Source organism: Paenibacillus sp. FSL R7-0340, from assembly GCF_038002205.1.
In the GTDB taxonomy this organism is placed as follows: Bacteria; Bacillota; Bacilli; order Paenibacillales; family Paenibacillaceae; genus Paenibacillus; species Paenibacillus polymyxa_B.
This window is the reverse complement of the sequence record NZ_JBBOBY010000001.1, coordinates 2,124,163-2,136,957: the sequence shown is the minus strand read 5'-3', so window position 1 is coordinate 2,136,957 and position 12,795 is coordinate 2,124,163. Positions and strand designations below refer to the sequence as shown.

Annotated in this window: 12 protein-coding genes; 1 reads left to right on the top strand and 11 read right to left on the bottom strand. The window is 46.4% G+C overall.

Features of this window, described 5'->3' with window-relative positions; genetic code table 11:
* Positions 1-2 precede the first annotated feature (2 nt).
* Positions 3-968 carry a 50S ribosomal protein L11 methyltransferase gene (gene prmA / locus MKX59_RS09510; RefSeq protein ID WP_279834704.1) on the bottom strand — a complete coding sequence of 322 codons (966 nt, stop codon included), beginning with the start codon at positions 966-968 and terminating at the stop codon, positions 3-5.
* Between the two features lie 195 nt (positions 969-1,163).
* On the opposite strand from prmA, the gene MKX59_RS09505 reads away from it, so the two are divergent.
* A complete protein-coding gene (locus tag MKX59_RS09505) occupies positions 1,164-1,583 on the top strand; it encodes a hypothetical protein (protein ID WP_023989506.1) in 420 nt (139 codons plus the stop codon).
* 85 nt (positions 1,584-1,668) lie between these two features.
* On the opposite strand, the gene MKX59_RS09500 is transcribed toward MKX59_RS09505, so the two are convergent.
* The 10 genes from MKX59_RS09500 to hrcA form a co-directional block, all read right to left on the bottom strand.
* Entirely contained in the window at positions 1,669-1,854 is a 186-nt protein-coding gene (locus MKX59_RS09500; protein WP_023989507.1) for a YfhD family protein, read from the bottom strand.
* A gap of 24 nt (positions 1,855-1,878) precedes the next feature.
* Positions 1,879-2,253, bottom strand: coding sequence for a hypothetical protein (locus MKX59_RS09495; protein ID WP_013311164.1), 375 nt, complete (start codon positions 2,251-2,253; stop codon positions 1,879-1,881).
* A 179-nt stretch (positions 2,254-2,432) separates the two neighbouring features.
* Positions 2,433-3,629 (bottom strand): NAD(P)-dependent malic enzyme, encoded by a 1,197-nt coding sequence (locus MKX59_RS09490; protein WP_025723348.1) that lies wholly within the window; start codon positions 3,627-3,629, stop codon positions 2,433-2,435.
* 63 nt (positions 3,630-3,692) lie between these two features.
* Complete coding sequence (locus MKX59_RS09485) at positions 3,693-5,039, bottom strand: 2-hydroxycarboxylate transporter family protein (RefSeq protein WP_023989508.1); 1,347 nt, start codon at positions 5,037-5,039, stop codon at positions 3,693-3,695.
* Positions 5,040-5,160: 121 nt separating this feature from the next.
* Positions 5,161-5,868, bottom strand: a complete 708-nt coding sequence (gene dcuR / locus MKX59_RS09480; RefSeq protein WP_028540448.1) for a two-component system response regulator DcuR — start codon at positions 5,866-5,868, stop codon at positions 5,161-5,163.
* Complete coding sequence (gene dcuS / locus MKX59_RS09475) at positions 5,861-7,516, bottom strand: DcuS/MalK family sensor histidine kinase (RefSeq protein WP_340858312.1); 1,656 nt, start codon at positions 7,514-7,516, stop codon at positions 5,861-5,863. Before dcuS ends, dcuR begins: the two co-directional genes overlap by 8 nt.
* Positions 7,517-7,671: 155 nt before the next feature.
* On the bottom strand, positions 7,672-8,802 hold the full coding sequence (dnaJ, locus tag MKX59_RS09470; RefSeq protein ID WP_023989511.1) for a molecular chaperone DnaJ: 1,131 nt from the start codon (positions 8,800-8,802) through the stop codon (positions 7,672-7,674).
* A gap of 247 nt (positions 8,803-9,049) precedes the next feature.
* Positions 9,050-10,894 (bottom strand): molecular chaperone DnaK, encoded by a 1,845-nt coding sequence (dnaK, locus tag MKX59_RS09465; RefSeq protein WP_068942392.1) that lies wholly within the window; start codon positions 10,892-10,894, stop codon positions 9,050-9,052.
* 87 nt (positions 10,895-10,981) lie between these two features.
* The gene (grpE, locus tag MKX59_RS09460; RefSeq protein ID WP_013311172.1) at positions 10,982-11,554 is read right to left on the bottom strand and encodes a nucleotide exchange factor GrpE; all 573 of its coding nucleotides are present in this window, start codon (positions 11,552-11,554) and stop codon (positions 10,982-10,984) included.
* 121 nt (positions 11,555-11,675) lie between these two features.
* Positions 11,676-12,707 (bottom strand): heat-inducible transcriptional repressor HrcA, encoded by a 1,032-nt coding sequence (gene hrcA / locus MKX59_RS09455; protein WP_013372178.1) that lies wholly within the window; start codon positions 12,705-12,707, stop codon positions 11,676-11,678.
* Between the last annotated feature and the right edge of the window lie 88 nt (positions 12,708-12,795).

The following is a 12,795-nucleotide window of genomic DNA, read 5'->3' as shown; positions in this document are numbered from 1 at the left end:
ACTTACCTCTTTCTCGCCACAAACGCCAGCCAATCTTCATCCCGGCTTATTTCGGCAATCTCAAAGCCAGCTGCTTTCAAAGCAGTTTCGACAACCTCTTCTTTGTTCTTCCAAATCCCTGAAGCAATATAAATACCACCTGGTTCCAGGGCTTTATATACATCATCAATGAACAGCAGAATAATCTCTGCCAATATATTCGCTACCACTAGCTTGACTGGTAACTGGATACCCAGCGTTGGATCGCTTGCATTAAGCACGGATAGCAAATCACTTTCTTTAATGGTGATGCATTCCTCCAGTCCGTTCAAACGCGTATTTTCCCGCGCACTGGATACTGCCACCGGGTCCAAATCCAAGGCAAGTACATGCTTCGCTCCCAGCTTTACAGCTCCAATGGCCAAAATACCGGAACCCGTGCCGACATCAATAACTTCTTCTCCACCCTTAATCACAGACTCCAGCGTTCTCAGACAAAGGGATGTCGTAGGATGCGTTCCGGTCCCAAAGGCCATACCAGGGTCCAACTCAATGATTTTTTCCTCTTCACTCGCAGGCTCATAGTCTTCCCAAGTGGGTTTAATCGTCAGACGGTCCGACACACGCAAAGGCTTGAAATATTGCTTCCAAGCATTTGCCCAGTCATCCTCATCAACTGTTTTCAGCTCATACTGAACCTCACCAGGATCAATATCGAAAGTTCTCAATTCTTCGACGCGCGGCTCAATCTGCGAACGAATACGATCCATATCCACTTCTTCGGCAAAATAGCCTTTGATGATCGCTTGTCCTTCAGGTATATCGTTCAAAGGCCGATCATACCACTGTCCATAGGACGTATCCCGCGGCTTGTTGAGCGAACCGGATTCTTCAATGGAAACCCCTCCTGCACCTGCTTCGTGCAGAAAATTCGAAATCATTTCGATGGCTTCTTCGGTTGTATGTATTGTAATTTCATTCCACAACATGGTTTTCATTTCCTCCTCATTTCACATGCATACATTACATTGTACTATATACATGCACAGGAGTTCAAAAAAGCTAATATTATCGAAGTTCAAAATATTTTTTGTAGAGCTTGTATATGTTGTCCACTCTTTTAGTCCAAGCACCCTTAACTCTAGTACATACAATACAATATACTAGAAAAGGAGTGATTTAGTATGGCAAAGACGGTGTTAGATTATAATGCCAGTGTTATTACACCTATCACTAATGGTATAAATCTTCCTGTTCCGATTTCTCCAGCCGGACTTGGAATTGCTACGACGTCTGTATTTATTGATCCTGCTATTTCTGGAGCTGTCAACAACCGAGTAGAGTTAAAAGCCTCGATTGGACTACGTTTTGTCGGTGCCGGCAACATTAGAGTGCTTGTACGGATTTGGAGAGCCGGCAAGGAAATTTATTACGGACTGGAATCCAATGTCTTCGATAACAATATTATTCTTAATGTCGAAACGGTAGACGTTGCGCCTCTGGGCGTACAAAACTACCAACTGATTATTGAAAATCAAACGCCTGCGACTACTGCTTTCGTCGCCGGTCCTCTTGTTTTTAGTGCAACAGCATACAGCGGATAATGAATAGAAAAAGGAAAGAACACAAATAAGACGGGCTATCCCACAAATTATCCTTATTAATGGAGATAACCCGTCTTATTAAATTCTACTCATTGTCGATTATGATACGCTGCTGACGACGGTCAGCTACTTCGCTACGCCGGATCGCTTCTAGATCCTCAGCATCTGCCTGATCTGCCGAGAACTCTACATCTTCATTTTTAGCAGATTGCATGCGTTTGATTTTCTCCGTTTTGGTCAGCACTTTATCAAACCGTTTGTTTTTGGACATCGGTCACTACTCCTTCCAAACTTTTCACAGCATTCCACCCGCTTGTTCCACGATGGACATCGCCTGATGATGAATGGATTCATCCACCACAGCAGTCAACAAAATATCACGGCCCGTCGGTCCGCCCTGTCCTCCATCACTCATGCCACTGGCGGACGGATCAGCTGCAGCCAGTATTGCTGGAGTTGCATCTGTAAAGTCCACGCCCTGTGTCAGTGAGGACAAGCTGCTAATCTGTCCTGAAAATACAGGCAATCCGGCGTTGCCAGTAGACTGCCGCGGATACCGGCTAAATCGGTCTATCGACACATCGGCTACCCGGAGAGCTTCCAGTTTTCTAGCGGCTCCCTGTGCTTCCTCAGGACTTTTGAAATACGCCAAAATATTTTTTTCGCCCATCTCAAAATCTCCCTGTGTAGTATTGAGCGCAACTGCTCTTCAAGAGCATAGAGCGTTACGCTTTGTTATATCCTGCTCATTGGCACGATTTTATATTCCCTACGAAGGCTAGACGGATCAGGCGGTATCGAGAACAGCAGGCCAAGACTGTGAACCATAGTTTGTGAAGAATATAACTTTTACGGGTGTAAAGTAGCAGCCGGAGCTTCACCTGACTTGGCCACTCCTGTCTCCCATGCAGCACGAATGACAGCATCCCGTACCTTTTGAACCACCTTCGGATTAAAAACATTCGGTATGATATAAGTTTCACTTAGCTCCTCAGGACAGATCGCATCAGCGATGGCAAGTCCGGCAGCTAGTTTCATTTCCTCATTAATCGTCGTAGCATGGCAATCTAGAGCACCCCGGAAAATTCCCGGGAAGCATAGCACATTGTTAATTTGATTTGGAAAATCGGAGCGGCCAGTAGCAAGCACACGTACATGAGGTGCGGCTACAGCCGGATCAATTTCCGGCTTCGGATTCGCCATGGCGAACACGATAGGATCAGTTGCCATGCTCTGTATATCCTCCACAGTCAGTATATTCGGGCCTGACACACCGATGAATACATCAGCTCCCACAATCACATCGGATAAACTTCCACTTAAATTGTGCGGATTAGTCATGTTCGCATACTCTGTCCAATGCGGGTTACTGTACTCCACGTCACGATGAATAGCTCCCTGTCGATCAACGCCAATCAGATTGCGCACACCTGCCTTAAGCAGCATACGGGAGCAGGCCATACCCGCCGCACCGATCCCTGCAAATACAACTTTGACATCCTCCATTTTTTTGCCACATACCTTTAATGCATTGACCAGACCCGCTAATACAACGACTGCCGTACCATGCTGATCATCATGAAATACTGGAATGTCCAGTTCCTGCTTCAACCGTCTCTCGATTTCAAAACAGCGTGGCGAAGATATATCTTCCAAATTAATGCCGCCAAAGGCAGGAGCAATCATTTTGACAATTTGAACAATTTCATCAGCGTCCTTCGTGTTGAGACAGATTGGGAAGGCGTCAACACCTGCAAATTGTTTGAACAAGACTGCTTTACCCTCCATCACAGGCATAGCGGCCTCCGGTCCGATATCTCCTAATCCAAGTACCGCAGTTCCGTCTGATACGACTGCTACTGTATTCTTTTTGATCGTTAATTGATACGCTTTGGCTGGGTCATTGGCGATTTCCATACAGATTTCAGCTACACCCGGCGTATAAACTTTGGACAGCCCCTCCATCGTTTCAATTGGCTTCTTTGGTAAGGTCTCCATTTTGCCACCTGCGTGTAATTCTCTAATTTCATCTATTAAACTGCTCATATTTTTCTCCGTCCTTCCATGTCTCTATTTGGATATGAATCTCAGTCCTGTGTATAAAACTCATCAGCTCCATAATTGGAGTAACAAAGTTGCTAAAATGACCGTGCCTGCCCCTCCAATACGTGTTGCAATTTGCGCAAAAGGCATCAGTTCCATCCGATTGGACGCAGACAGAATGGCTACATCTCCCGTGCCCCCTAATCCACCGCGACAGCTAGTCACCAAAGCAGCTTCTACGGGATACATGTGAATCCATTTTCCTGTGAAGTATCCGGTAACAATCAATGCAACTACAACAGATGCGCAGGTGATGGCATAAGGAACCGTTAAAATCCCAACTACACTATCCAAAGGTACATACAAAATACCCAATCCCACCATCAAGGGCCACGTCAGACTTGCCGTTATACATTTGTACAAGTGAAAAGCTCCCTGCTCCAATGTGTTCGGCATGATCTGAATACACTTAATTAATGCCGCCGCCAGAATCATGAGGATCGGGCCTGGAATATGGAGATACGGCTCCAGCAACTTACCCACAATAAAGAAAGTGCAAGCTAACAGCAGGCCTCCTCCCATCAATGGAAAAGAAATCGATTGCTCCAAACTTGCCGGAGCTAACTTGTCTGCATCTTTCTCCAGTTTTAATAACCTCCCGTTACCTGAAGTTTTCGGATTTTTCTCTGCTAATCTCTTCAGAACACCCGCACCTATGATTGCAACAATGTTCCCGATAATTGCAGCCGGGATAAACTGGGATACGAATACTGCGGAATCCTTGCCCAGCACCAATCCATACGAAATGGACAACGGTAAAATGCCTTCCCCAATCCCACCGGAGATAATCGGAATGATGATGAAAAAAAATGTATGATAGGCGCTATAGCCAAAAGCCATCCCCACCACCATCCCCACGGCAACAGCTGCAATAGATCCTATAATAATGGGGGCAAAAATTTTGACAATTCCGTTCATCAGCATTTTCCGATCCATGCCAAGAATACTTCCCGTTACTAGACATGCGATGTAGAAGTAAAGAAAATTCGAGGTTTTCATAAGCGTGTGTACAGCACCCATCGCAGATGGACTGAACATATTCCAAAATACCATTAACGATGGAACCATAAGAGATAAAATGGCCGGCCCGCCAATATGCTTAAGCAACGGAAGTTTGGCCCCTAAATCACTGAGAAGTATACCTAAAATCATGATGACGGCAAACCCGCCCAACAGATCGTTCGGAAGTCTTTCAGTAATTGCAGCTGCATAAACAATTAGCGCGATCACGGCATAGAGTGGAAGAGGAATAACCCCCACCTTTACCCTACCCAGCATTCTGATGCCATCTACAAAATTTTTACTCCATCTTTGCCCCTTTTGAATGACAGGCTGATTCGTAGCATTTTCCATAAATCTCCCTCCATAAAGTGAAGAATGATGATCATGTTTCCATTCTACACCTTGGAAAACGCTTTATTTGGTTTTAAAACTAATCATTCACTTTTGTAATTAAAGTAATCAGAAAGAAGATTTAAATAAAACTATTCATGATGCCTTCTGCCTGTGGCAATATTCGGTATTGGTAAACAGGACGCCCTATGGTACCGTATATGGTTTCCATGGAAAGAGCCTCAATCTCTGTCATAAAAGCCAGGTACTTGCGCATAGACACCCTGGATATTCCTGCACTTTCCGCAATATCCTCGGTGGAAAATAGCACCTTATTATGCTGCTGGATACAATTCCATATCATAGCCAGCGTGGATTTAGTTATGCCTTTGGGCAAACGTGCCAATTCTTTAGTCAAGCTTTTATGATAAATCAGTCGGTCCAGTTCTTCCTGCGAAAGTAGGCTGCGCTCACGCACGATGCTAATGTGCTCTCGGTACCCCGTGAGGGCCTCCAAAAAACGGTTAAAGTGGAACGGCTTAATCAAGTAATCCACCGCACCGAAGTTCATCGCTTTTTTGACACTGTTCATGTCACTTGCAGCCGAGATGACAATGACATCTATATTTACACCTGTCTCCCGTATGAATGACAGTAAATCGAGGCCATTGCTTTCCTGCATATACACATCTAGCAATATCAAATCAATGGCTTGTTCAGCTATATATTTCTTAGCCTCTTCCACAGAAGAAGCCCAACCCCCACATCGAAAACCTTCTACCTGCTCCATATATTTGCGGTTAAATTCCGCAACCATCGGATCATCTTCTACAATCAGGACATTAATCATGTTCATCATTCCCCGCTATAATGTATGGAATCGTAATCTGAAAACAGCACCCTTGCTCGGCTGGGATCAACTTTATGCTTCCCTGTAATCTTTTCACACTTTGCGTCACCAGATAAAGACCCATCCCTCGTGACTCTCCCTTGGTCGAAAAACCTTTTTCAAATATAGCCTTCACAAGCCCTTCCGGTATACCCGGACCATTATCGCACATGATACAGGTCAGATAGCCGTTCTTCTGGCTTTCCTCATAATAAAGTGAAAGGGTAATCCGTTTGTGCTCCAAAGATTCCATCGCCTCCACCGCATTATCAAACAGATTGCCAAGAATAGTAATCAGTTCATGCGTCGTTTGAGTTTGACTGGATTCGGGCAAGTAACTACCTGGAGTCAGTTCAAAATTCACCCCTACTTCTCTGGCCCGGCTTAATTTCCCCAACACAAACCCTGCCATAACTGGGTCCCTGATCTGCCGGGTGATGGAGCCAATCTCCACTTGATGATGCTCGACGGCATCCATAATGTAATGCTCCAGTTTATCGTACATTCGCAAGTGTACCATCCCCATAATGACATGCAGCTTGTTCATAAATTCATGAGCCTGCGCACGTAGTGCTTCCGTGTACAGGGACACTCCTGTCAAACGTTCCGCAAGCTGGTTCATCTCCGTTTTATCCCGAAAGGTTACAATTGCTCCCACAATTTCCCCTTTGACCCGTATCGGAACACTGGTGGTCAGCAAGGTTATTCCACCCAGCTCCATTTCCTCATCCATCTGTGGAGTACTCGCTTCCAAGACCTCTTGCAATCGAAAAGCGGATAAATAAACGGTAATCTCCTGTCCGGAGAATGAGAAATCTTCAATCCCCGCTTGCCTAAGCAGACGTATCGCTTCTGCATTCATCAGCATGACGCGACCGAATTCATCTACCGCAATAACCCCTTCCTTGATGGATTGCAACATGGCGCTGCGTTCCTCCAGCAAGCGTGCGATTTCCGGCGGCTCCAGACCGACTAGCATATTTTTGATTTTACGAGCCAGCACAACCGCACCTCCAGTGCCAATCAACATTCCAGTGCCAATGGCGATAGCAATAAGACGGTTGTTGCCTTCCTGAGCCATCTGTACATCTTGCATGGATATACCAACAACAATCGCCCCTACCTGTTTCCCCGTTAAACTGAACACGGGGGAAAAGGCTCGCATGGACAAGCCCAATGTTCCCTTCGCAACGGACACGCTCTCATGGCCATGAAGTGCAGTATACTCGTCTCCGCCGACAAAGGCTTTGCCGATCATCCTAGCATCCGGGTGCGTTTTACGAATTCCCTTCATATCCATAGCCACGATAAACTGGATGTGATTTGCTGCTGAAACCCTCTTCACATACTCCTGCATAGAAGGAGACGAACCCGTCCCTTGCAATTGCTCGACAATAAGCGGCGTATGGGCGAGTGTACGCGCGATGGACATTGCCTTTTCTTCCAGTCCCTTCTCAGTTTCATGTTCCACTCTCTCAGCAAATAACAGGGTTACAGGCAGAAGCACAAGTGCCATAACTAGACATACTAGCAGTGTAATTAGGCCTCTGAGCTTTAATAGCGGTTTACCCCGACGTAGCTTGAGCTGTACATTTCCGATGAAACTCACCCCTTTCTACTTGATATTAAGTCTCAACAGTTCAACATGCCTATACAAAAATGGTTATGTATGTGTTTACGTGAATATAAAAAAAGGAACTATCCCGCAATTGCGGAATAGTTTCCTTTGATTCATGGTTGAAGCTCCGCGATTCCTAATTGGGCTTAGTCGCCTCGGAAGGCGCGCTTCACACGGTCAAAAAAAGACTGCTCATTCTCATGTGTCTGCTCTCCGCTAAGCGAAGAGAATTGACGCAGCAAATCCTTTTGTTCCTCACTCAGCTTACTAGGCGTTACCACAACGACCTTAATATGCTGGTCACCCTGACCTACGCCACGCAGTTTTGGCACACCTTTTCCTTTAAGACGGAAGTAAGTACCTGTTTGCGTACCTGCTGGAACTTTCAGCTTCACTTTCTCGGTCAACGTTGGGATCTCGACTTCATCTCCCAATGCTGCCTGTGAGAACGTCAGCGGAATTTCACAGTAGATATCGTCTCCCTCACGCTCAAAGAAGTCGTGCGATTTCACACGGAACACAACGTACAAGTCACCTGCTGGTCCTCCGTTGACACCGCCTTCGCCTTCACCGTTAATACGCATTTGCGCGCCGTCATCCACACCCGCTGGAATACGAATATGAATTTTACGTTGCTTGCGTACACGACCCGAACCGCTACAAGTCGTACATTTTTCTTTAATGATTTTACCGGAACCGCCGCAATTGGAGCAGGCGCGTCGATTAACCATACGACCAAACGGTGTATTCTGCACCACTTCTTCCTGTCCGCTGCCGTGGCAGACGGAGCAGGTTTGTGGTTGAGTACCCGCTTTGGCTCCCGTACCGTGACACGTATCACATGTTTCCGTACGTTCAATATGAATGTCGGTTTCTTTACCGAACACCGCTTCCTTGAATTCAATCGTCATCGTATATTGAAGATCGTTCCCACGCTGCGGTGCATTCGGATCACGTCGACCATTGCCGCCGCCACCAAAGAACATATCAAAAATATCGCCAAACCCGCCACCGAAGTCGGCGCCACCACCGAAGCCGCCTCCCATGCCCTGGTTCGGGTCTACATGACCATACTGATCGTATCTTGCCCGCTTCTGACCATCGCTGAGAACATCGTAAGCTTCTTTCACTTCTTTAAATTTAGTTTCCGCGTCCGCAGCCTTGTTCACGTCCGGATGATACTGACGCGCAAGCTTACGGTAAGCCTTTTTGACTTCTTCATCCGAAGCGCCCTTCGCGACGCCCAGCACCTCATAATAATCACGCTTATCAGCCAATGTTCCACCCCCATGCCTACAACGTGTCTGCACTACATATAAAAGGAAAGCCAAAGGCACGGGATGACCCGGCTTTGACCTTCCCATCATTTCAAGGCAGTACAACCCGTAATATGCTTATTTATCTTGGAAATAACTGTTACCCTTCGGCTAATTGTTATTTATCAAGGCAGCTACGCTGCAATTACTATTCAGTATATCATAACGCATCGGTGTACCGTAAAGCTACCACTGCCCGATCCGTAGCTTAGTCTTTCTTCTGGTCTTCGTCAACAACTTCATAGTCCGCGTCAACCACATTGTCGCGGCCTTTGCTGTCTGCTGCGCCATCTTGAGCTTGTTGAGCCTGTGCTTCTTGAGCAGCTTGCTCATATAGCTTCACAGACAATTGCTGAACGATTTCAGTCAGTTCTTCAGTAGCTTTTTTGATGTCTTCCAGGTTGTCGGTTTCCAGCATTTTTTGCAGATTTTCTTTAGCTGCATTTGCTTTTTCGACTTCGCCTGCATCCGCTTTTTCGCCCAGATCTTTAATCGTTTTGTCTACAGAGTAGATCAGTTGATCCGCAGCATTTTTCGCTTCTACCAAATCTTTGCGTTTTTTATCTTCTTCCGCATGCAACTCGGCATCCTTCATCATACGTTCTACTTCCTCGTCGCTCAAGCCGCTGGAAGATGTGATCGTAATTTTTTGGCTTTTGCCTGTGCCTTTATCTGTAGCGGATACGTTCACGATACCGTTCGCATCCAGATCAAAGGTAACTTCGATTTGTGGTACACCACGTGGTGCTGGAGGGATATCTCCCAATTGGAAACGACCCAGTGTTTTGTTGCCTGCTGCCATTTCACGTTCACCTTGCAACACGTGAATTTCTACGCTAGGCTGATTGTCGGCATATGTCGAGAATACCTGCGATTTGCTCGTAGGGATCGTCGTGTTACGATCAATCATTTTAGTAAACACGCCACCTGCGGTTTCAATACCGAGGGACAGTGGAGTTACGTCAAGGAGAACGACGTCTTTCACATCACCAGTCAGTACACCCGCTTGAACTGCCGCGCCCAAAGCTACCACTTCATCAGGGTTTACGCCTTTGTGTGGCTCTTTACCTGTCAGCTTTTTGATTGCTTCTTGTACAGCCGGAATACGTGTGGAACCGCCGACCAGAACGATTTTGTCGATGTCGCTGGCACTCATGCCTGCATCTTTCATTGCTTGACGAGTAGGTCCCAATGTACGTTCTACCAGACCTTCAGACAATTCTTCAAATTTCGCACGAGTCAGGTTCAACTCCAAATGCTGTGGAACGCCATCAGCTACTGTGATAAACGGCAAAGAAATCGTCGTTGTCAGTACGCCGGACAGTTCTTTTTTCGCTTTTTCCGCTGCATCTTTCAGACGTTGTACAGCAGCTTTATCTTTGCTCAGGTCGATGCCTTGATCTTTTTTGAACTCATTTACGAGGTAATCAATAATCACTTGGTCAAAGTCATCGCCACCCAGCTTGTTATCGCCGCTTGTTGCTTTAACTTCGAAGAAACCGTCGCCCAGTTCCAGAATGGATACGTCAAATGTACCGCCACCCAAGTCATACACGAGGATCGTTTGGTCTTCGGATTTTTCCATACCGTATGCCAATGCAGCTGCTGTTGGCTCGTTGACAATCCGCAGAACTTCCAGACCAGCAATTTTACCTGCATCCTTGGTTGCTTGACGTTGACCGTCATTGAAGTAAGCTGGAACAGTAATAACAGCTTGAGTAACCGTTTGTCCCAGGTAAGCTTCAGCATCGGATTTCAGCTTTTGCAAAATCATAGCGGAAATTTCCTGTGCGGAATATTCCTTGCCGTCAATGCTTTCTTTATGGTTTGTACCCATGTGACGTTTGATGGACATGATTGTACGATCCGGGTTCGTAATTGCTTGGCGTTTTGCCGTTTCCCCTACAGTACGTTCTCCATCTTTTTTGAAACCAACAACGGAAGGGGTTGTGCGTGCGCCTTCCGGATTTGGAATAACGACCGCTTCGCCGCCCTCCATAACAGCCACACAAGAGTTGGTTGTACCTAAGTCAATACCGATTACTTTGCTCATCGGACAATTCCTCCTTCTGTATATACGAGGCCCGCAGGCCAGAATGGTTGAATCAAAATGATGTATTTCTAATGTATATTGAAAAAGCTACATGCTCACTTTTACCATCGCTGGACGAAGCACCTTGTCCTTCAGCATGTATCCTTTTTGTACCTCTTCAACGACGATGCCTTCCTCATGCTCTTCGCTCTCCACCTGCATAATAGCCTGATGGAAATCCGGATTAAACGGTTGTCCCACCGAATTCATGGCCGTTACACCCTCTGCCTGAAGCACACTCTCAAACTGGCGGAAAATCATTTCCACGCCTTTGCTGAATGACTCAGACTCCGCTCCTTGCGGTGCTGTTGCCAGCGCACGCTCGAAGTTATCCAAAACAGGCACCAACTCGGTAACCAGCTTCATAGATGCATATTTGGCAAGGTCTTCTTTTTCTTTCAGCGTACGACGGCGAAAATTATCAAAATCCGCCTGAGCGCGTAAAAACCGCTGTTGATGCTCTTCCGCCTGTGCGCGAAGCTTAGTCAGCTCTGTTTCGCTTTCTTGGTCTTCCAGTGCTGCCGCTTCATTAACCGGCTCTTCCTGCTGGCTCGTTTCGGCGGCTTCCTCTGTGCTTACATTTTGTTGTTTTTCTTCTTGGAACGCTTGTTCTTCCTTCAAAATGTTTCACCTCCTTCAAGTCATAACTACCTTTACAAAAACACGCAACAATGCACCCGCGCAGGATACAAACCGTATCCCGGCGCGGAACATGTAGTACCGCAACCTATGCGGTCTTGTTCTATTTAAACCGTTGCGTTAGCATTGCGGTCAAATCCTTAGACAGGATACCCAAAATATTAATAACTCTCGCATATTCCATCCGTGTCGGACCCAGTATGCCTATAGTGCCCAACGCTTCTCCATCTACTGCATACGTAGCAGTAATCAGGCTGCAATTGGCAAACGCCTCATGATCATTTTCAGTGCCGATGCGGACTTGAATTTCAGGTGCCCCGGCAACAGGTGTCATTAGTTTAAGCAGCGTTGGTGTTTCCTCCAGCAGATCGAGAATATGTTTAACCTTTTCTACATCTTTAAATTCAGGTTGATTGAGCATGTTCGTCGCACCGCTCAAATACAAGCGCTGATCCGATTCATTATCCAGTGCTTTATCCAGCACCTTCATAGCGTCCTCAAAATGAGACACATGCTTCTCCATCTCCTGACCAAGTGCGGTGTAAAGGCGTGATTTAAGCTGATAAATCGGCACACCGACCAGCTTGCTGTTCAGTAAATTCACAACCTTCTCCATCTCGGAAATCGAAATTCCCGGTGGAATATCTACCGTTTTATTCTCCACCTGACCGGTATTGGTCACGATAATCGCTACAGCCGTCGTTTCGTTGAGCGGCAGCAGCTGAAAATGACGCAATGAAGTATGAAAAACCTCCGGCCCAAGCAGGATGGAAGTATAATTGGTCATATGGGACAAAATGCCTGACGCATGCTGGATCACTTGCTCCATTACATTCAGCTTTTCGGCGTAAAAGGCTTTCAGTTCCCGCATTTCCATAGGCTTCAGTGTATTCAGTGGCACCAAATGGTCCACATAATAACGATAGCCTTTATGAGACGGGATGCGTCCCGCAGAAGTATGGGGTTGCTCCAGATAGCCCTGTTCCTCCAAATCCGACATTTCATTACGGATCGTGGCCGGGCTGAATCCGACATCCTGCCTTTTGGATATGCTGCGGGAACCCACTGGCTCAGCCGAACGAATGTAGTCATCAATAATCGCATTCAGAATGAGCCTCTGACGTTCGGTTAACAAGCGAATCCCCCCTTGTTGTTTATCCATAATAGCATGATTGTTAAATGGAATCATTAGCACTCGTTCGCGATGAGTGCTAACCGATAAT